This is a genomic window from Flavobacterium sp. FlaQc-52 (assembly GCF_044007495.1).
GTDB lineage: Bacteria > Bacteroidota > Bacteroidia > Flavobacteriales > Flavobacteriaceae > Flavobacterium > Flavobacterium cupriresistens.
The window spans coordinates 63,900-87,142 of sequence record NZ_JBIPCV010000015.1 but is presented as its reverse complement, the minus strand read 5'-3'; the positions used below and the strand labels follow the sequence as shown (position 1 = coordinate 87,142).

The 23,243-nt window shown below is 36.0% G+C and carries 10 protein-coding genes; 2 read left to right on the top strand and 8 right to left on the bottom strand.

The window, feature by feature from the left end:
* Positions 1 to 202: 202 nt before the first annotated feature.
* The 4 genes from ACHRV5_RS20635 to ACHRV5_RS20620 form a co-directional block, all read right to left on the bottom strand.
* A complete protein-coding gene (locus tag ACHRV5_RS20635) occupies positions 203 to 2,467 on the bottom strand; it encodes an aconitate hydratase (RefSeq protein WP_395427999.1) in 2,265 nt (754 codons plus the stop codon).
* Between the two features lie 123 nt (positions 2,468 to 2,590).
* Positions 2,591 to 5,362, bottom strand: a complete 2,772-nt coding sequence (locus tag ACHRV5_RS20630; RefSeq protein WP_047777898.1) for a bifunctional aconitate hydratase 2/2-methylisocitrate dehydratase — start codon at positions 5,360 to 5,362, stop codon at positions 2,591 to 2,593.
* Between the two features lie 935 nt (positions 5,363 to 6,297).
* Positions 6,298 to 7,251, bottom strand: a complete 954-nt coding sequence (locus ACHRV5_RS20625; protein WP_230004751.1) for a MoxR family ATPase — start codon at positions 7,249 to 7,251, stop codon at positions 6,298 to 6,300.
* Positions 7,252 to 7,328: 77 nt separating this feature from the next.
* The gene (locus tag ACHRV5_RS20620; protein ID WP_230004750.1) at positions 7,329 to 8,759 is read right to left on the bottom strand and encodes a peptidylprolyl isomerase; all 1,431 of its coding nucleotides are present in this window, start codon (positions 8,757 to 8,759) and stop codon (positions 7,329 to 7,331) included.
* 541 nt (positions 8,760 to 9,300) lie between these two features.
* Between ACHRV5_RS20620 and ACHRV5_RS20615 the strand changes: the two genes are divergently transcribed.
* On the top strand, positions 9,301 to 10,743 hold the full coding sequence (locus tag ACHRV5_RS20615; protein WP_395427998.1) for an alpha-amylase: 1,443 nt from the start codon (positions 9,301 to 9,303) through the stop codon (positions 10,741 to 10,743).
* 346 nt (positions 10,744 to 11,089) lie between these two features.
* The gene (locus ACHRV5_RS20610; protein ID WP_047777904.1) at positions 11,090 to 12,679 is read left to right on the top strand and encodes a peptide chain release factor 3; all 1,590 of its coding nucleotides are present in this window, start codon (positions 11,090 to 11,092) and stop codon (positions 12,677 to 12,679) included.
* Positions 12,680 to 12,953: 274 nt separating this feature from the next.
* On the opposite strand, the gene ACHRV5_RS20605 is transcribed toward ACHRV5_RS20610, so the two are convergent.
* The 4 genes from ACHRV5_RS20605 to rpoB all read right to left on the bottom strand — a co-directional run bounded on the left by ACHRV5_RS20605 (position 12,954) and on the right by rpoB (position 23,102).
* Positions 12,954 to 13,694 carry a hypothetical protein gene (locus ACHRV5_RS20605; RefSeq protein ID WP_395427997.1) on the bottom strand — a complete coding sequence of 247 codons (741 nt, stop codon included), beginning with the start codon at positions 13,692 to 13,694 and terminating at the stop codon, positions 12,954 to 12,956.
* A 689-nt stretch (positions 13,695 to 14,383) separates the two neighbouring features.
* A complete protein-coding gene (locus ACHRV5_RS20600) occupies positions 14,384 to 14,695 on the bottom strand; it encodes a DUF3467 domain-containing protein (protein WP_047777907.1) in 312 nt (103 codons plus the stop codon).
* Between the two features lie 11 nt (positions 14,696 to 14,706).
* Positions 14,707 to 19,017 (bottom strand): DNA-directed RNA polymerase subunit beta', encoded by a 4,311-nt coding sequence (rpoC, locus tag ACHRV5_RS20595; RefSeq protein ID WP_230004746.1) that lies wholly within the window; start codon positions 19,015 to 19,017, stop codon positions 14,707 to 14,709.
* A 272-nt stretch (positions 19,018 to 19,289) separates the two neighbouring features.
* Positions 19,290 to 23,102 (bottom strand): DNA-directed RNA polymerase subunit beta, encoded by a 3,813-nt coding sequence (gene rpoB / locus ACHRV5_RS20590; protein ID WP_047777909.1) that lies wholly within the window; start codon positions 23,100 to 23,102, stop codon positions 19,290 to 19,292.
* Positions 23,103 to 23,243 lie beyond the last annotated feature (141 nt).

Below are 23,243 nucleotides of genomic sequence, written 5' to 3'. Positions count from 1 at the left end.
AAAAAATCAGCAAAATCAGCAAAATCTGCGTGAAAAATTTTCTCAACATAATAACATTGAGAGCAGGAGGCTATTCAAATCATTTGATTATAGCTATAAAATAACTGAGGCAACTTAACTATTTTAAACAACCGAAAAAGCTCTTAAATAAAAAACGCACTGTTCTCACAGCGCGTTTTTAGTATAATTAAAATCTTAACGATTAAGCTTTTCCGGCAGCAATTAAATTTAATGCTGAACCTGCAACGAACCAACCTATTTGCCCTTCGTTGTACGTATGGTTTGCCAGAATAGTATCTTTAGTTCCATCTGCATGAACAAATTCTAAGGTTAACGGTTTTCCGGGAGCGAAAGCAACTAAATCAGTAAAGTTAATTGTATCATTCTCCTGAATTTTATCGTAATCTGCTTCATTAGCAAAAGTCAATCCTAAAAGACCTTGTTTTTTAAGGTTTGTTTCGTGGATACGGGCAAATGATTTTACCAATACCGCCTTAACACCTAAGAAACGTGGCTCCATTGCAGCATGCTCACGTGAAGAACCTTCACCGTAATTATGGTCTCCAACAACGATAGACGGAACTCCGGCTGCTTTATAGGCACGAGCTACAGCTGGAACGGCATCGTATTCGCCTGTCAATTGATTTTTAACTGAATTTGTTTTTTGATTGAATGCATTTACGGCACCAATCAACATATTGTTCGAAATATTGTCTAAGTGTCCACGGAAACGCAACCACGGTCCTGCCATAGAAATATGATCTGTAGTACATTTTCCAAAGGCTTTGATTAACAATTTAGCACCTGTGATGTTTTTACCATCCCACGCATCAAACGGAGCCAACAATTGCAAACGCTCAGATGTTGGACTTACAACAACCTGAACTCCTGAACCATCAGCAGCGGGAGCCTGAAATCCCGGATCTTCGGCATAAAATCCTTTTGCAGGAAGTTCATCACCTGTTGGCGCTTCAAGCATTACTTCTTCACCATCTTCGTTGATTAAGGTATCTGTTAACGGATTAAAACCTAAATCACCTGCAATAGCCATAGCGGTTACTAATTCCGGAGAACCAACAAAAGCCAGTGTATTTGGGTTACCATCGGCACGTTTTGAAAAGTTACGGTTGAAAGAGTGCACGATTGTATTTCTTTCTTCTTTCTCTGCCCCTTCTCTGTCCCACATACCGATACAAGGTCCGCAGGCGTTGGCAAAAACAGTAGCTCCAATTTTATGAAAAGTTTCAATAAATCCGTCTCTTTCAATAGTAGAACGCACTACCTCAGAACCCGGAGTGATTGTAAACTCGGCTTTGGTTTTTAAATTTTTAGCCGAAACTTGTTTCGCTAAAGAAGCCGCACGAGCAATATCCTCATAAGAAGAGTTGGTACAAGAACCTATTAAACCGACCTGAATTTGCAAGGGCCAGTTGTTTTTGATAGCTTCTTCTTTCATTTTAGAAATTGGAGTAGCCAAATCCGGTGTGAATGGACCGTTTAAGTGTGGCTCTAATTCCGATAAGTTAATTTCGATAACTTGATCAAAATACTGTTCGGGATTAGCATATACTTCCGGGTCTCCTGTTAAGTAAGAGGCTACTTTATCTGCAGCATCGGCAACATCTGCTCTGTCGGTAGAACGTAAATAACGTCCCATTGAAGCATCGTAACCAAAAGTTGAGGTTGTCGCTCCAATCTCAGCTCCCATGTTACAAATCGTTCCTTTTCCGGTACAGGACATCGAAGTTGCTCCTTCACCAAAATATTCAACGATAGCTCCGGTTCCTCCTTTTACAGTAAGTATACCGGCCACTTTAAGAATAACATCTTTAGGAGCAGTCCAACCGGATAATTTACCGGTTAATTTCACTCCGATTAATTTAGGAAATTTTAGTTCCCAAGCCATACCGGACATCACGTCAACGGCATCAGCTCCACCAACACCAATCGCTACCATTCCTAAACCACCTGCATTTACAGTGTGCGAATCGGTACCAATCATCATTCCTCCCGGAAATGCATAATTTTCAAGCACTACCTGGTGAATAATTCCGGCTCCTGGTTTCCAGAAACCAATTCCGTATTTATTTGAAACTGACGATAAGAAATCGAAAACTTCATTACTTTGTGTTTTTGCTCTCGCCAAATCAGTTGCCGCATCTACTTTTGCCTGAATCAAGTGATCACAGTGAACCGTTGTCGGAACTGCCACTTTAGATTTACCGGCATGCATAAACTGTAATAATGCCATTTGTGCCGTGGCATCCTGACATGCTACACGATCGGGTGCAAAATCAACATAATCGATTCCTCTTCCAAACGCCTTAGACGGAGTTCCGTCCCAAAGGTGATTGTACAAAATTTTCTCTGTTAAAGTAAGTGGACGACCAACAATCTTGCGTGCTGCATCAACACGACCCGGCATGTTGTCATACACTTTTCTAATCATTTCAATATCAAATGCCATAATTATAAAATTGTTTTGTTATTTTTTTTTGAACATCCAAGATACGAAAAATAGAGTCGCTATAAAAGAAAAAGCCCGAGTTTGTGACTCGGGCTTTTGAATTATGATTGTTTAATCGTATGCTTATTTCACCAATAACTTGTGAGAAGGTGCAAACTTAGTAAGGTTGATTCCTTCTACAGCTACTTTATATTCTTCGATAGTAGGCGTTCTACCCAAAATTGTAGACAATACTACAACCGGAGTAGAAGAAAGTAAAGACTCTCCTTTTTTACCTTCAGAATCTTCTACAACTCTTCCTTGGAAAAGACGCGTAGAAGTTGCCATTACAGTATCTCCTTTTGCTGCCTTCTCTTGATTCCCCATACAAAGGTTACATCCGGGACGCTCTAAATACAACATGTTTTCATATTCTGTACGTGCTGCACCTTTAGGAGCGCTATCGTTAAATTCGAAACCGGAATATTTTTGTAAAACTTCCCAGTCTCCTTCTGCTTTCAATTCATCAACAATGTTATAAGTAGGTGGTGCCACTACAAGCGGTGCCAAGAACTCTACTTTACCGTGTTGCTCTTCAATATTTTTCAACATTTGAGCAAGGATTTTCATATCACCCTTGTGAACCATACAAGAACCAATAAATCCAAGATCTACTTTTTTCACTCCTCCATAAAAAGATAATGGTCGGATGGTATCGTGTGTATATCGTTTAGAAACATCAATATTATTAACGTCCGGATCTGCAATCATTGGCTCAGCAATCACATCAAGATCAACAACAACCTCAGCGTAATACTTCGCATTTGCATCTGGAATTAAAGCTGGTTTCTCTCCAGAAATAATTTCTGTGATTCTCTTGTTTGCTTTATCAATTAATCCTTGAAGAACCTGATTTTCATTATCCATACCTTTGTCGATCATGATCTGGATTCTGCCTTTAGCAATTTCCAATGATTCAATCAAAGTATAATCTTCAGAAATACAGATAGAAGCTTTTGCTTTCATCTCTGCAGTCCAATCTGTAAATGTAAAGGCCTGATCTGCATTAAGAGTTCCGATATGAACCTCAATGATTCTACCTTGGAATACATTTTCTCCTCCAAATTTCTGAAGCATTTGAGCTTGTGTAGCATGAACCACATCACGGAAGTCCATGTATCCTTTCATGTCTCCTTTGAACGTTACCTTCACTGATTCAGGGATTGGCATTGAAGCTTCACCTGTAGCAAGTGCAAGAGCCACTGTTCCGGAGTCAGCACCAAAAGCAACACCTTTTGACATTCTTGTGTGTGAGTCACCACCAATGATGATCGCCCACTCGTCTATCGTGATATCATTAAGTACTTTGTGAATTACATCCGTCATAGCATGATAAACGCCTTTCGGGTCACGAGCTGTGATCAAACCGAAATCGTTCATAAATTTCATCAATTTTGGAATGTTTGCCTGCGCTTTTTTATCCCAAACCGAAGCCGTATGACAACCTGATTGGTAAGCACCGTCAACGATTGGTGAAATTACGGTAGCCGCCATAGATTCTAATTCCTGAGCAGTCATAAGACCAGTCGTATCTTGTGAACCTACGATATTTACTTCCACACGTACATCTGAACCTGCATGTAACGCTTTATTTGAAATGGTACCAACAGCATTTCTGTTGAAGATTTTCTCAACTGCTGTAAGACCTTGCCCTTCAATAGAAATTTCTTTTGACGGAGCATATACAAGTGGAAAATCAACTCCTAAAGTCTTAGCTGCAAATGTTTGAAGTTTTTTACCAAATACAATCGCGTAGGAACCACCAGCTTTAATGAATTCCATTTTCTGAGGAGTAAATGCCTTAGAAATGTCAATCAGCTCTTGGTCGCCTTTATATAATTTTTTCTCTTTAATATTGATTGTAAGAACCGTTCCTGTTGCTACAGAATACGTTTCTTCTAAAATTGGCTCATCATTTTCATTACGAACGATATTACCATCAGCATCAAGCTTTTTAACCCAGTTTTTAAGGTCAAGACCAATACCACCCGTAACGTCAACCGTAGTTAAGAAAATCGGAGAAATACCGTTTGTTCCCCCAACAATTGGAGCAATATTTACGAAAGGAATATAAGGACTTGCTTGTTTACCGGTCCAAAGTGCCACGTTGTTTACACCTGACATTCTTGAAGAACCTACACCCATTGTCCCTTTTTCAGCAATCAACATCACACTTTTATCCGGATGTTGTGCCTGTAGTGCTTTAATTTCCTGTTGTGCCTGAGGCGTGATCATACATTGTCCGTGAAGTTCACGGTCTGAACGAGAGTGCGCCTGATTACCCGGAGAAAGTAAATCTGTTGAAATATCTCCCTCACCGGCAATAAAAGTAACGATCTCTACTTTTTCTGCCACGTCCGGAAGTTTTGTGAAAAACTCCGCTTGTACGTAGCTTTCCAGAATATCTTTAACTATTTCGTTACCTTGTTTGTAGGCTTCCACTAAACGATCTGTATCTGCTTCGTAAAGAAAAACCTGAGTTTTAAGAACTTTTGCCGCTTCTTTTGCAATAGCAACATCATTACCTAAAGCCAAATCAAGCAATACCTCGATAGAAGGTCCACCTTTCATGTGCGATAATAATTCAAAAGCAAAAGCAGGTGTGATTTCTTTTACTACAGCTTCTCCCAGGATAATCTCCTTTAAAAACTTAGCTTTCTCACCAGCAGCACTAGTAGTTCCAGGTAACGTATTATAAATAAAAAATTGAAGAGAATCTGCTCTATATGGATTCTCCAAATCTTTAATTTGTGCGATGATTTCGCTTACTAATTCAGCACCATCGATAGGCTTCGGGTGAAGACCCTGACCTTTTCTTTCTTCGATCTCTTTAATGTAATCGTTATACGTATTCATAATATATAGAAGTCTTTTTGTTTTTTTGTACGCAAATTTAAATATTAAAGACGAGAATTAAAAAAAATATAATAGAAGTCGGCTTTTCAAAAATTATTATTGCTAAAAAACGATTTTCACTGCCATTTTTTGCTAAAATTTCAATTTTGTATTAAAAAAATGATTTATTACTATTTTAAAATCCTTTCTTTATTAAAGTCGAAATCGGGTGTTGCAGACTAAGGTCATTTTAAAGCCTTTTTAAGTAAAGAACCTTTCTAAATTAGCATCTATAACGTTATAGTAGGTGTTTCTACCCCCTGTCATAAACTTTGAAGAGCAAAACTTTGCAGTATTCTTTTGCTTCTTTTCTTAAAATCTAATTTTAGAAAAAGAAGGATCAAGTCCGAAAGTTCTAGAGAAGTAAAAATCTCGCAGAATTGCAGTAAAGTTAAAAAAGATTAAACGCTCTGTTTGTCTTTTCTTTCGACGAAGCAGACGCCAATAAAAACGAATAGACGAAGTAAATCAAACGAGAAATAATATTATATCGCAAAATTGTTTCCTTCCTCTTTACGAATTAAATCTGACAGGTTTTTGAAACCTGTCAGATTTGACTTTTGGGTAATTAATTCTATTTTAAAATTAGATTTAAGGAAAGGTGTCTTTTGTATTGTACGAACTAATTTCATCCGAAATGATATGAGTTCAAAAAATAAGAGCTAAAAAATCGACACTAAAAATAGCGAACCTTCAATACGAAGACCAATTAAACGAAATAGCTCTCACATAGACAAGCAACACGATATAGCAGCTTCCACGAAAAGGTTTTTCCTGCGATACCCCACAACTTTTGAACTTGGTTCCCTGTATTGGCGACATGTAGCCACTAAAACAAAAAGCCCAAACCTGAAATACGTATCGGTTTGGGCTTTTATATCTGTTTTGCAAATAAACTACATCAATTTCTGTATGATAATTTCTTCTGTAATTCCTTCAGCATCGGCTTTGTAATTTTTAATAATTCGATGTCTCAAAATTCCGGTTGCAACGGCTTTTACATCTTCAATATCCGGAGAGAATTTACCTTTGAAAGCAGCATGTGCTTTTGCAGCCAAAATTAGATTTTGAGAGGCTCTTGGTCCTGCTCCCCAATCCAGATAATTTTTCACAAAATCATTTGACAGAGCATTGTCGGGTCTTGTTTTACTCACCAATGTTACGGCATACTCCACAACATTATCCGCTACAGGAATTCTGCGAATCAAATGCTGGAAATCGATTATTTCCTGTCCCGTAAACAACGGATTTATATCTGTTTTAACATCAGATGTTGTACGTTTTACAACTTGTACTTCCTCTTCAAAACTAGGGTATTCTAATTTTATGGCAAACATAAAACGATCCAACTGTGCTTCCGGTAACGGGTAGGTACCTTCCTGTTCAATTGGGTTTTGAGTTGCTAAAACAAAATAAGGCAGATCTAACTTGTGATTTTCACCCGCTATGGTTACCGAACGCTCCTGCATGGCTTCAAGTAAAGCGGCCTGCGTTTTAGGTGGCGTTCTGTTGATCTCGTCAGCCAGAATAATATTAGAGAAAATGGGCCCTTTTATAAATTTAAACTTTCTGTTTTCGTCTAGAATTTCACTTCCTAAAATGTCCGAAGGCATTAAATCGGGTGTAAACTGAATTCTTTTAAAATCCAATCCCAAAGCCTGTGACAAAGTATTAATCAATAATGTTTTTGCCAATCCCGGCACACCTATTAAAAGTGCATGTCCACCGGAAAAAATACAGATCAAAATCTGATCGATAACTTCATCCTGGCCTACAATAATTTTCGCTATTTCTGTTTTTAGTTCATTTCTTTTTTGAACTAAATTATGAATTGCTGTTACGTCAGACATTTAAATATATTTTAAAATTAAAAAGAGTTAGCTCTATGAATTCATAAAACTAACTCTTTTTCTTTATTTAATAAAAATTATTTTTTCAACCAATTGTTTGTGAAAGTACAATCTCTGTATTCTCCAATAATTTTAATGTACGTGTCTTTAATTTTTGTATCAAACCATTTTGCAATCGCAGTGATTTGTTTTTCTTTTAATGCTAATTCTTTAATCTTAGTGTAATCTTTAGCATAATCAGCGGTATGGGCATCAATTCTATTCGTTACGGTAATCAATTTGTATGTTTTTTTACCTTTATCGTCTGTATTCAAAAGCGGTTGAGAAATTTCATCATCTTTTAAATTCGAAACCTGACTGTATAACGTCGGATCCATTTTAGTCAATTCAAAACGAGTATCCTGAGAAGTAGGATTTACTAATGTTCCTCCGTTTGCTCTTGTTTCTTTTTCGTCAGATTCTGTTCTTGCTGCATCTGCAAACGAAATTTCTTTGTTTATGATCTTACTTCTGATATTCGTAATTTTCTCTTTAGCTTCTTTTAAAGCATCTTCAGATACTGTTGGCGAGATCAAAATATGTCTTAATTCTACTTCCTGACCTTTAATTTTATCGATCATAATAATATGAAATCCAAAAGTAGTTTCAAACGGCTCAGAAATCTCTCCTTGTTGCAAACTAAAAGCAACATCTTTAAATTCTTTTACAAAAGGTGTTTTTCTCGTCATTTTGTAATAACCTCCGTTTGGAGAAGACCCTGGATCTTGTGAATACAAAACAGCTTTCGTAGCAAAACTGGAACCTTCTAAGACATCTTTTCTAATTGCATTTAATTTGTCTTTCACTTTTTGTTTGTCGGCATCTGAAACTTTAGGTTCGATCACAATTTGTGCTACTTCCATTTCAGCTCCAAAAGTTGGCAATTCGTCTTTAGGGATTTTTTTAAAGAAATTACGAACCTCTTCCGGTGTAATTTCTACCGCATCAACAATCTTTTTAGTCATTTCTGATGCTAACTTTTGCTCTTTTAAGATGTCAGCAAAATAAGTTTTAAACTCTTCTACCGAGTTTTTCTTATAGTAAGCAACCACTTTATTAATGTCACCAACTTGTTGGGTCATATAAGTCAGACGCTCTTCCATCATGCTTCTCACCTCGGCATCACTTACGATAATACTATCCTGAACAGCCTGATGTGCGTACAATTTATCTTCTAACAGTTTACCTAGCATCTGGCATCTGGTAATATCTTTTACAGAACCACCCTGAGCACTGATTTCCAGAAATCCTTTATCAATATCTGAATCTAAAACAATATAATCTCCAACAGTAGCAATAATACCATCAATTTTTCGCTTCTGCGTTGAAGGCACTTCAGCTGGTTTTTCAGCCACAACATCTTTAATTATTTCCTGTGCAGAAATGACAGAGTTGAAAAAAAGTAAAAAACACATTGTTAACCCAAATCTGTAATCAATTGTTTTTAGCTGTAATTTTTTTAATAACATTATTTTAAATTTAATTTGAATGTAAAGATCTTGCTTTAGAATTTCATTTTTAAAACAAGTAGTAATCTCATAGCGCTGACCTGAATTTTCAGGAAATACTACCGAATTAGCACCTGGTTTCTTATAACTTATAACGAACAAAAATAACAATTCAATTACATAATACAACTATCAGCTATACTATTAACAAAAAATTATATGATAACTCTTAAATCCAACAACTAAAGTGCTGTTTTTGAAGACAAAAAACCTTCAAAAAAGAACGTAAAAATTACAAATTACGAAACGGGATTATACTTTCGTTCAATTATCCTTAGCAAACCATAAACTACTACTTCACAGCGAAATAAAAAAAAGTTTTCAACACTACAACGTTTTCGCGCTATAGATATTTTCATATAATTAAAATCGGAACAAAAAACTCCTACTTTAGATAGATGATTGATAATTTTTGCGCTTAAAAATTACGAATATTTATGTTTTAAGACCCGATAAATTACAATTACAACTTTATTAATCTAACCAAACCAAATCCTTAATTATGAAAAAACCAATCCCAAAAATCTATTCTTTTTTGGCTCTTACAGCGTTTTTGTGTTCTTGCTCGCAAAATGAGACCAATGAAATTGATGCAAAAGCAGAAAGTCAACAATTTAAAATTATCAATGTTACAAACCACGATGGAAAACCTTTTAGTACCGGAGATTCAAAAACAACACGCACCGGAAAATATGTAGACAATCCTGGTGGCGGTGTTATGATGCAGGCCTTCTATTGGGACGTTCCTGCTGGCGGGACCTGGTGGGACACCGTAAATAGCAAAGTAACGGCCTGGTCTAATGCCGGAATTGGCTCGATATGGCTACCTCCAGCATCTAAAGCTCAAAATGGCGCTTTTTCTATGGGTTACGACCCAACGGATTATTTTGATTTTGGAGATTTTAATCAAAATGGAACTACAGAAACCCGATTTGGATCAAAAACAGAATTAGTAAGTCTGATCACAAAAGCACATGCCGAAAACATGAAAGTGTATGCCGATATTGTTATTAATCACAATAGTGGAGGTCAGTCTGAAGCCAATCCGTTTACCGGAACAAATACCTGGACTAACTTTAACGGAGTTGCTTCCGGAAAATTCAAACGTTCGTACAATGATTTTTACAAAAACAGCTACGGCAATAATGACGAAGGCGCATTTGGAGGTTTTCCGGATTTATGTCATGCAAGTCCTTATGTACAAGATTGGTTGTGGCTTAGAGCGGACGGAGTTGGTAAATATTACAAAAACACCATGAAATTTGATGGCTGGAGATTTGATTATGTAAAAGGTTTTGGTTCTTGGGTCGTACGCGATTGGAATGCCAATGTTGGTGGATTTTCTGTTGGTGAATTATGGGATTCTAATGTAAATACACTGAATGATTGGGCGAACAATGCCAACAGTTCTGTTTTTGATTTTGCATGTTATTATAAAATGAATGATGCTTTTGACGGAAACAATCTGGCTCTTTTGAATGATGATATGATGTGGAAAAGAAATCCGTATAAAGCTGTTACTTTCGTCAGCAATCACGATACAGATGAAATTTCGAACAAGCTACTTGCCTACTCTTATATATTAACTCATGAAGGTTATCCGACAATCTTTTACAGGGATTATGAAGAATGGCTGGATAAAAGTAAATTAAACAATCTTATCTGGATTCATAACAACAAAGCTACCGGAAACACTTCCATTTTATATTCTGATAATGATGAATATATCGCCAGAAGAAACGGTTACAATGGAAACCCGGGATTGGTCGTTTACATTAACAATTCGACTACCTGGCAGGAAAGATGGATTCAGACGAATTGGGCCAATACTCAAATCAAAGATTTCACAGGAAACTCTTCTTGGTACCCGACAACTCAGGGAGATCAATGGGTAAAAATCCAATGTCCGCCTAAAGGATATACTGTTTGGTCAATTAATCAATAATAAACCAGTTGGATGTAATTCAGCTAAAACTTTTTTAACACATAGAAACATAGATTTTAATTTTTTAAAATTGAAACGTTTCAAGAAACTCCTATTTTTTTCACATAGTCTTATATGATTTATTTTGAATGAAACGTCTTTTTTTGAGCTTTATAAACTAGGGCTCTATGTAGTAAAAATAAATACTCCCAACGGGTTAACAATAACAAACAAGGCTGTTCTAAAAAAACAGCCTTCTTTATTCTGCAAAACTTTTATTTTAAACGACAAAGAGTTCCAATTTAAGAAGTGAATATTTTTATTAAGCCGTAATTAATAGTACTTTTGCAACCTATTTATACGAAATATGAGCTTTTTAAAAGAAATACAACGCAGAAGAACGTTTGGAATTATATCGCATCCCGATGCCGGTAAGACCACTTTAACAGAAAAATTACTATTGTTTGGAGGGGCTATTCAAGAGGCTGGTGCTGTAAAAAACAATAAAATTAAAAAAGGAGCAACGAGTGATTTCATGGAAATCGAACGCCAAAGAGGTATTTCGGTTTCAACCTCTGTCCTTGCTTTTAACTATAAAGACAAAAAAATCAACATTCTTGATACCCCTGGTCACAAGGATTTTGCAGAAGATACTTTTAGAACTTTAACTGCTGTTGACAGTGTTATTGTTGTAATCGACGTTGCAAAAGGGGTTGAGGAACAAACGGAGAAATTAGTTGCCGTTTGTAGAATGCGAAACATTCCGATGATTGTTTTCATCAATAAATTAGATCGTGAGGGTAAAGATGCCTTTGATTTGATGGATGAGGTAGAGCAAAAATTAGGTTTGAAGGTTACTCCTTTAAGTTTCCCAATCGGAATGGGGTACGATTTTCAAGGAATCTATAATTTATGGGAACAAAACATTAATATTTTTAGTGGAGACAGCCGTAAAAATATTGAGGAAACCATTGCTTTCTCAGACGTTCAAAATCCGGAACTGGAAAAAATTATTGGTCAGAAACCTGCTGACAGACTCCGTGAAGAATTAGAATTAATTGACGAAGTATATCCTAAATTTGACCGTCAGGATTATTTAGACGGGAAAATTCAACCGGTGTTTTTTGGTTCCGCTTTAAATAATTTTGGAGTTCGTGAACTTTTAGATTGTTTTGTTGCCATTGCACCATCTCCAAGAGCAAAAGATTCTGAAACGCGTTTGGTTGATCCGAAAGAAGAAAAAATGACAGGATTTGTATTTAAAATCCACGCTAATATGGATCCGAAACACCGTGATCGTCTGGCATTCATTAAAATCGTTTCTGGTACTTTCGAAAGAAACAAACCGTACTACCACGTTCGTCAGAAGAAAAATTTAAAATTCTCGAGTCCAAATGCTTTTTTTGCTGAGAAAAAAGAAATTGTAGACATTTCCTATCCTGGAGACATCGTAGGTTTACACGATACCGGAAACTTTAAAATCGGTGATACTTTGACAGAAGGTGAAATCATGAGTTTCAAAGGAATTCCAAGTTTCTCTCCGGAACACTTCAGATACATCAATAATGCTGATCCGATGAAAGCCAAACAGCTTGACAAAGGAATTGATCAGTTAATGGACGAAGGGGTTGCGCAGTTGTTTACTTTAGAAATGAACAATCGTAAAGTAATCGGAACCGTTGGAGCGCTTCAATATGAAGTAATTCAATACCGTTTAGAACACGAATACGGTGCAAAATGTACCTATGAAAACTTCCCGGTACACAAGGCATGTTGGGTAAAACCTGATGATGCTAAAAATAATGAATTCAAAGAATTTAAGCGTATCAAGCAAAAATTCCTGGCACATGATAAGTACGGTCAATTGGTGTTTTTAGCCGATTCTGATTTTACAATTCAAATGACACAAAATAAATATCCAAGTGTGAAATTATTTTTCACCTCTGAATTTGAATAAACACTAATCGAGTTAAGAAAAAACAAAAAGGCAGTCTAAAATTTTTAGACTGCCTTTTTTTCTTCATAAAAACCTGAATAATAAACCCTTTATTGTAATTAAAAAAAATACTACTTAACGCACAGAAACATAGCTACAAAAGAACCTACTAAGGCGTTTCAAGAAAATCACAATTCCCCCCAAAGTCTTATGAATTATAGTAGTAGCAAAACACCTCTTTTAAGCCTTACCGACTATGCCTCCATGTGTTAAAAGTAATTGCCCCCGCTTTTATTTATCTCTTATTTGAATAATTAATCCCTAATCCTCCGGCAATATAAATTCTGGAAAGTTCCTCTGCAGCTATACTAATGTCCTGCAACAAAACCTTATTCTTAACCGAACTAAAAGTAAAAGGTATCGCTTTTGAAAGATAATAATCGTCTCCTTTTAAAACAATCTCAAGCGTTTTGTCCGTTTTTAAAACGCGCATCGGAACAGAAAACTCCCCTGTTTTTGGATTTATTTTCACTACACTTTCATAACCATTAATGCTAAGCATCAAATTCGGGTAGGTTTTACCATCAAAAGGTTTGTTTGTTTTTGTTTCGATTAGTTTTCCTTTCACCAATATTGAAACTTCTTTTTCAACAACTTGGTTTGAGACTACTGCACCCATTATAAGAACATTAGGTTTTGGACAACTCACTTCGGTTGCAACCGATCTTTTTTCTTGTGCCACCAGATTCGACGTCAACAAAACTGATGCTGCTACGGCAGCATATTTTAAAGTATTGATTCTAGAAATCTCATTGTGCTCAAATTCTTCTTCTAACTGAGTCGTTTTTAGTCGCGCACAAATATTTTTATCTTTATTTCCTGCAATGAATTTAGCCACTTCTGAATTTGTTTTGGCACTCAAGTCAATTACATTCTTCATACAAGAATCACAAAATGAACCGTTTGAATTAACCGTCATTTTATCAAAATTTTCAGAACAAGGACTTGCTATTTCTAAGGTGAATTTCTTTTTCATACACTACATTTTTAGATTAAAGCGGTTCATGAATAACCACTTATTTATATAGAGTACATTTTTGTCAAAAAGGTTGGGAAGAGCGTGAAATATTTTTTTAATTTTCAGAAATCGTATTAGGTTTGCCAAAACCGGAGGTGATTATACGACAAAGTTTAATTATAGCATTACGACTCCTTTTTTAATTCTTTACCTAATTTTTTTGCTCGCAGATTTAGCAGATTGCGCAGATTTTTCATAAAGGGCAAGATTCGTAAAGTCTAATTATAGCATTACAACTCCTTTTTTAATTCTGTCCCCAATTTTTTTACCCGCAGATTTAGCAGATTGCGCAGATTTTTAATAAAGGGTAAATAAGATCCGCCTAATCTGCTAAATCTGCGTGCAAAAGAAAAGCTTTGCGCGTTTTACGGTTAGAAAATCAAACGCAAAAAAATTTCACAACAAATACGGCATAAAAAAAGCGCTAATTAAAAAATCAGCGCTTTTTTTAAAATTTGAATTAAACCAACCTTTATTAGTTTCTATATTCTAAAAATAAATCCTTTTATTAGATGTTGCAAATTAAAACAATAGAATCATACCACGAAATTTACTCGATGAACGTAATGAAAATCAGTTAAACTACCCGTCTCTGTATCGTTCATTTATTTCCATAAAAAAAGCCCCATTACTGGGGCTTTTAAAATTTATGCTTGTCCCGCAGGACCAAAATTAAGCGGTATTGGTGCTTGTTCCGTCTCTTTGATCTCGCCGTGGGCTGCTTCAAATCGATGAATATTTTCACCTATTGCTTTTAATAATCTTTTAGCATGTTGTGGTGTCAATACAATTCTTGACTTTACCTTGGCTTTAGGAATACCGGGCATAATGCTCACAAAATCTAAAACAAACTCTGATGAAGAGTGATTGATAATCGCAAGATTAGAATAAATTCCCTCTGCAATTGTTTCGTCTAACTCAATATTAATTTGCTCTTGTTGTTGTTTCGAATTACTCATAGTGTCCTAAATTAATAAATATATTCTTCTTTATTAGCCATCATTTCATTGTAATCGTCTTTAGAACCAACGATAGTGTTATCGTATTCTCTCATACCGGTTCCGGCAGGGATTCTGTGTCCAACAATTACATTTTCTTTCAATCCTTCTAAATCATCTACTTTACCAGCTACAGCAGCTTCGTTAAGTACTTTTGTTGTTTCTTGGAAAGAAGCAGCAGAGATGAATGATTTAGTTTGTAGCGAAGCTCTTGTAATACCTTGTAAAACTGGCGTTGCAGTTGCAGTAATTACGTCTCTGGCTACAACCAGATTTTTATCATTTCGTTTCAACAATGAATTTTCATCACGTAAATCACGAGGTGTAATAATCTGACCTGGTTTCAATACAGCAGAATCTCCTGAATCTTCAACTACTTTCATACCGTATAATTTATCATTTTGAACGATAAAGTCTTTAGTGTGAATTAATTGATCTTCTAAGAATAAAGTATCACCTGGATCTTGAACTCTTACTTTACGCATCATTTGACGAATAACTACCTCAAAGTGCTTGTCATTAATTTTTACCCCTTGTAAACGGTATACCTCTTGAATTTCATTTACCAAGTACTGTTGAACAGCAGCCGGTCCTTGAATTCTTAAAATATCGTCCGGTGTAATTGCACCGTCAGACAATGGTACTCCTGCTCTTACGAAGTCATTTTCTTGTACTAAGATTTGGCTTGAAAGTTTAACTAAATACTTTTTAATCTCACCAAATTTAGATTCGATAACAATCTCACGGTTACCTCTTTTGATTTTTCCAAAAGAAACAACACCGTCAATTTCAGAAACAACTGCTGGGTTAGAAGGGTTACGAGCCTCAAGCAACTCGGTAATTCTTGGAAGACCTCCTGTAATATCGCCTGCTTTAGAAGAACGACGTGGGATTTTTACCAATACTTTACCTGCTTTAATTTTCTCACCGTTCTCAACCATTAAGTGTGCTCCTACTGGTAAGTTATACGAACGAATCAATTCACCTTCTTTACCGTAAACCAATAAAGTTGGGATTAATTTTTTATTTCTTGCTTCAGAAATTACTTTTTCCTGGAAACCTGTCTGCTCATCGATTTCAACCATGAACGATTGTCCTTGCTCTAAATCTTCGTAAGCAATCTTACCTGTAAATTCAGAAACAATTACACCATTATATGGATCCCACTTACAGATCACAGATCCTTTAGTAACTACTTCACCATCCTTAACGAAAATACTAGATCCGTAAGGAATATTATGTGTATTTAAAACGATTCCGGTTTTCTCGTCAACTAATTTTAATTCTGTTGAACGTGATACCACGATATCAACTGCATTACCTTCGCTGTCTTCTCCTTTAACTGTTTTTAAATCTTCAATCTCAAGTCTACCGTTGAATCTTGTAACAATACTAGATTCTTCAGAAATACCTCCTGCAACCCCTCCAACGTGGAACGTACGAAGTGTTAACTGTGTACCTGGCTCACCAATAGATTGAGCTGCAATAACTCCAACTGCTTCACCTCTTTGTGTCATCTTACCGGTAGCTAAGTTTCTACCGTAACATTTCGCACAAATACCTTTTAAAGCCTCACAAGTTAATGGAGATCTAACTTCTACTCTTTCAATAGGAGAAGCTTCGATAACCTTCATAATTGCTTCAGTGATTTGTTGACCTGATTGAACAATTACTTCATTAGTAAGAGGATTAATAACATCTTGCAACGCAACACGTCCTAAAATTCTTTCTCCTAAAGATTCAACAATTTCCTCATTTTTCTTCAAAGCAGATACTTCAACACCTCTTAAAGTTCCACAATCTTCGATGTTTACAATAACATCTTGAGAAACGTCATGAAGCCTTCTTGTTAAGTATCCGGCATCAGCCGTTTTAAGAGCCGTATCCGCAAGTCCTTTACGAGCACCGTGAGTAGAAATGAAGTACTCAAGGATCGAAAGTCCTTCCTTAAAGTTAGAAAGAATCGGGTTTTCAATAATCTCACCACCACCGGCAGTAGATTTTTTAGGCTTAGCCATCAAACCACGCATACCTGTTAACTGACGAATCTGCTCCTTAGAACCCCTCGCTCCAGAGTCAAGCATCATATATACAGAGTTGAAACCTTGTTGGTCTTCTCTAATATTTTTCATTGCTAATTCTGTAAGCTGTGCATTCGCAGAAGTCCAAACGTCAATAACTTGGTTGTAACGCTCGTTATTCGTGATAAGACCCATGTTATAATTTACAGAAATACCTTCAACTTGCTCTCTGGCATCTGCAATTAATTTTGTTTTTTGTTCTGGAATTCTAATATCACCTAAAGAGAATGATAAACCTCCTCTAAATGCGAATTTATACCCCATGTCTTTCATATTGTCCAAGAAAGCTGCTGTAGTAGGTACATTCGTCACACTTAAAATGTGTCCGATAATATCTCTAAGGTTTTTCTTAGTCAATACGTCATTGATATATCCTGCTGCTTCCGGTACTACTTCGTTAAATAATACACGTCCTGCAGTTGTTTGGATAATTTTATACACCAATTCTCCAGCCTCATTAAAATCTTTTGCTCTAATTCTTACACGAGCATTCAATTCTAATCTTCCTTCGTTTAATGCAATATTTACTTCTTCAGCAGAATAGAATGTTAAGTCTTGACCTAAAATAATGTGTTCTGGTGTAGAGATACGTTCTTTGGTCATATAATATAGACCCAAGACCATATCCTGAGAAGGTACCGTAATTGGAGCACCATTTGCAGGGTTAAGAATATTGTGAGAAGCCAACATTAATAATTGTGCCTCTAAAATAGCCTCTGGTCCTAATGGCAAGTGAACTGCCATCTGATCCCCATCAAAATCCGCGTTAAATGCCGTACATACTAACGGGTGTAACTGGATTGCTTTTCCTTCAATTAATTTTGGTTGGAAAGCCTGGATACCAAGTCTGTGCAACGTAGGAGCACGGTTAAGTAATACAGGGTGTCCTTTAATTACATTTTCAAGGATATCCCAAACTACCGGCTCTTTTTTGTCTATGATTTTCTTAGCCGATTTTACTGTTTTAACAATACCTCTTTCAATCAATTTACGGATAACGAAAGGTTTGTATAATTCAGCTGCCATATCTTTTGGCAATCCGCATTCGAATAATTTTAATTCAGGACCAACAACAATTACCGAACGAGCAGAATAATCCACACGTTTTCCTAAAAGGTTTTGACGGAAACGTCCTTGTTTACCTTTTAATGAATCTGATAATGATTTTAATGGTCTGTTAGATTCTGTTTTAACAGCAGAAGCTTTACGAGTGTTATCAAATAATGAATCTACAGATTCTTGTAACATACGTTTTTCGTTTCTTAAGATCACTTCAGGGGCTTTAATCTCCATTAATCTTTTCAAACGATTGTTACGGATGATTACACGACGGTATAAATCATTTAAATCTGAAGTTGCAAAACGACCTCCATCAAGTGGCACAAGCGGACGTAATTCTGGTGGAATAACAGGAACCACTTTCATAATCATCCATTCCGGACGGTTTTCGCGGTTTAAGTTAGACTCACGGAAAGACTCAACAACTTGTAATCTTTTTAATGCTTCAGTTTTACGTTGTTTAGACGTTTCGTTGTTAGCACTGTGTCTTAGTTGGTAAGATAACTCATCTAAGTCAATACGCGCTAATAAATCCATAATACACTCTGCTCCCATTTTGGCAACAAATTTATTAGGATCCATATCATCTAAATAAAGATTTTCTTGTGGAAGAGTATCTAAAATATTCAAATATTCTTCTTCTGTTAAGAAATCTAATCTTTGTAAGGATTCTCCATCTGCATTTTTAGCAATACCAGCTTGAATTACTACGTATCTTTCGTAGTAAATGATCATATCTAATTTCTTAGATGGAAGACCAAGGATATAACCAATTTTGTTTGGAAGAGAACGGAAATACCAGATGTGAGCAATTGGCACAACAAGGTTGATGTGTCCTACTCTATCACGACGTACTTTTTTCTCAGTAACTTCAACACCACAACGGTCACAGATGATCCCTTTGTAACGAATTCTTTTATATTTACCACAAGCACACTCAAAATCCTTAACAGGTCCGAAGATTCTTTCGCAGAAAAGTCCGTCTCTTTCAGGTTTGTGTGTTCTGTAGTTGATTGTTTCTGGCTTTAAAACCTCTCCTCTTGATTCTTTCAAGATAGATTCAGGTGAAGCTAATCCAATAGAGATTTTATTAAATCTTTTTACCGGATTTTTATCTTTATTATTGTTTCTATTATTCATCATAGTTTTTACTATTGATTTATTTGCAATTAAAAATTGATTTTTGTTTAAGTCGAAAGCCACTGCTGACTTTATGACTGTTAACACTACCTCGGGTTACTTCTCTAAACTTCAAACCTTTAAATTTTGAAGCGCTAGATATAAAACATATTCAGTTTTATAAAAAATCGGAACGGTTTACGGGTATAAATCCTAAAAACTTTAATTTTAGTAAACAGCTACAGTCTCAGTTTTCAGTGTTGAACTGAATACTGAGACTGCGACTGAAAACTTATTTATTCTTCTAAACGAATATCTAGTCCAAGACCTTTTAATTCGTGCATCAATACGTTGAATGATTCTGGTAAACCTGGTTCTGGCATAGACTCTCCCTTAACGATAGCTTCGTAAGTTTTAGCTCTACCAATAACGTCATCCGATTTAACAGTTAAGATTTCTCTAAGTGTACTTGATGCTCCATAAGCCTCAAGTGCCCAAACCTCCATCTCTCCAAAACGCTGACCTCCGAATTGCGCCTTACCTCCAAGAGGTTGTTGCGTAATCAATGAGTATGGTCCGATAGAACGTGCGTGCATCTTATCATCAACCATGTGTCCTAATTTAAGCATGTAAATTACACCCACAGTCGCTGCTTGATGGAAACGCTCTCCAGTACCACCATCATAAAGGTGTGTATGTCCGAAACGTGGAACTCCAGCTTCATCAGTTAATTCATTAATTTGATCTAAAGAAGCACCGTCAAAAATTGGAGTAGCAAATTTTCTACCCAAGTTCATACCGGCCCATCCAAGAACAGTTTCATAAATCTGACCAATGTTCATACGTGAAGGTACCCCAAGTGGATTCAATACGATATCTACCGGTGTTCCGTCTTCAAGGAAAGGCATATCTTCATGACGAACGATTCTTGCAACAATACCTTTGTTACCGTGACGTCCTGCCATTTTATCCCCAACTTTCAATTTACGTTTTTTAGCAATGTAAATCTTAGCTAATTTCAAGATTCCAGATGGTAATTCATCTCCAACTGTAATCGTAAATTTCTCTCTTCTTAAAGATCCTTGTAAGTCGTTAAGCTTAATTTTATAGTTATGAATTAAATCATTCACCATTTTATTTGTAGCATCATCAGCAACCCATTGACCTTTACTTAAGTGAGCAAAATCTTCTACTGCGTAAAGCATTTTTTGAGTATATTTTTTACCTTTTGGTAAAACTTCTTCACCCAAATCATTCATTACACCTTGAGATGTTTTTCCGTTAACGATCAAGAATAATTTTTCAACTAATCTGTCTTTTAATTCAACAAATTTAGTTTCAAATTCCATTTCTAAAGCACCTAAAGCATCTTTATCCTGAGTACGTTTACGTTTATCTTTTACGGCTCTTGCAAATAATTTTTTGTCAAGAACTACACCATGTAAAGATGGAGAAGCTTTTAATGAAGCATCTTTTACATCACCCGCTTTATCCCCGAAGATTGCACGAAGCAATTTCTCTTCCGGAGTTGGATCTGATTCTCCTTTTGGTGTAATTTTTCCAATCAAAATGTCGCCAGGTTTAACCTCTGCTCCAATTCTGATCATACCGTTTTCATCTAAATCTTTAGTAGCTTCTTCAGAAACGTTAGGAATATCGTTTGTTAACTCTTCATTTCCTAACTTAGTATCTCTAACCTCTAATGAATAATCATCAACGTGGATAGAAGTAAAAATATCATCACGAACTACTTTTTCAGAAATTACAATCGCATCCTCAAAGTTATACCCTTTCCATGGCATGAACGCAACTTTTAAGTTTCTACCTAAAGCTAATTCACCATTTTGAGTAGCATATCCTTCTGATAATACTTGACCAAGACTAACTCTGTCTCCTTTTCTTACGATTGGTTTCAGGTTAATACTTGTACCTTGATTGGTTTTTCTAAATTTAATTAAGTTGTATGTTTTCTCATCAGCATCAAAACTAACCATTCTTTCATCTTCAGTACGGTCGTATTTGATAGTAATGATATTAGCATCAACATATTCTACAGTTCCATCTCCTTCAGCATTAATCAATACTCTAGAATCTGAAGCTACTTGACGCTCTAAACCTGTACCAACGATTGGTGCTTCCGGACGGATCAAAGGAACCGCCTGACGCATCATGTTAGATCCCATCAAGGCTCTATTCGCATCATCATGTTCCAAGAAAGGAATCAATGAAGCCGAAATCGAAGCAATCTGGTTAGGAGCAACGTCTGTATAATGTACTGCTGATGGCTCAACAACCGGGAAGTCACCTTCCTCACGCGCAATAACATTGCTCGCTGTAATTTTACCTGTAGCATCCATTTCAATGTTTGCCTGAGCAATCATTTTTCCTTCTTCTTCTTCAGCACTCAAATAAATAGGAGTACTTTCCAAATCAACTACACCTTCAGTAACTTTACGGTAAGGAGTTTCGATGAAACCCATTCCGTTAACTTTTGCATAAACACCAAGAGATGAAATCAAACCAATGTTTGGTCCCTCTGGAGTTTCAATCGGACATAAACGACCATAGTGTGTATAGTGAACGTCACGAACCTCGAAACCGGCTCTCTCTCTCGAAAGTCCACCTGGTCCAAGTGCAGATAATCTTCTCTTGTGTGTAATCTCAGCTAATGGATTCGTTTGATCCATAAATTGAGACAACTGGTTTGTTCCAAAGAAAGAGTTGATAACTGATGATAATGTTTTAGCATTAATCAAATCAATTGGTGTAAACACCTCGTTATCTCTAACGTTCATACGCTCTCTAATAGTTCTAGCCATACGTGCTAAACCTACACCGAATTGTTGAGACAATTGTTCTCCAACTGTTCTAACACGACGGTTAGATAAGTGATCAATATCATCAATCTCTGCTTTAGAGTTGATCAATTCGATCAAATATTTTACAATGGTAATGATATCTTCTTTGGTAAGCACTTGCTTTTCCATCGGGATATCTAAACCAAGTTTTTTGTTCATTCTGTAACGACCTACCTCACCTAAGTTGTAACGTTGATCAGAGAAGAACAATTTATCTATAATACCACGAGCCGTTTCCTCATCAGGCGGTTCAGCGTTACGCAACTGACGGTAAATGTGCTCTACAGCTTCTTTTTCAGAGTTTGTTGGATCTTTTTGTAATGTATTGTGGATAATAGCATAATCTGCTTGGTTATTATCCTCTTTGTGTAACAAAATAGATTTAACGTTAGAATCGATGATCTCTTCCACATTATCTTTGTCGATAATAGTATCACGATCAAGGATGATTTCGTTACGCTCGATAGAAACTACCTCACCGGTATCTTCATCAACGAAATCCTCATGCCATGTATTCAATACACGTGCAGCAAGTCTTCTTCCAATATACTTTTTGATACCTGTTTTAGAAACTTTAATTTCTTCAGCAAGGTCGAAAATTTCAAGGATATCCTTATCTCTTTCGAATCCGATTGCACGGAATAAAGTTGTAACCGGTAATTTTTTCTTTCTATCGATATATGCGTACATAACGCTGTTGATATCTGTAGAAAATTCTATCCAAGAACCTTTAAAAGGAATTACTCTGGCAGAATATAATTTTGTTCCATTTGCATGGAATGATTGTCCAAAGAAAACCCCAGGAGAACGGTGTAGTTGAGATACTACAACACGCTCAGCACCATTAATTACAAAGGTACCACTTGGCGTCATGTAAGGAATTGTTCCAAGATAAACATCTTGTACAATAGTTTCAAAATCTTCGTGTTCCGGGTCTGTACAGTATAGTTTTAACCTGGCTTTTAAAGGCACACTATAAGTAAGTCCTCTCTCTATACATTCTTGAATTGTATAACGTGGCGGGTCTACAAAATAATCCAGGAACTCCAATACAAAGTTATTTCTTGTATCTGTGATTGGAAAGTTTTCCATGAAGGTGTTGTACAACCCTTCGTTGCCTCTCTCGTCAGATTTAGTTTCTAATTGAAAAAAATCTTTAAAGGATTTAACCTGAACATCTAGAAAATCCGGATAGTCAGGAATATTTTTTGTAGAGGCAAAATTCAATCTTTCAGTCTGATTTGTTATCATCAATGAACAAAATTTTGATTAAAAAAAAGTAGTTTTTTGTGTAAAAACACATTGTTTAATGTATACTTTCTTATTGTAATCAATACATCTTTAAAAATAAACCAAGAAAATAAGGCTTAATTTTTTTTCTTCGTATTGATC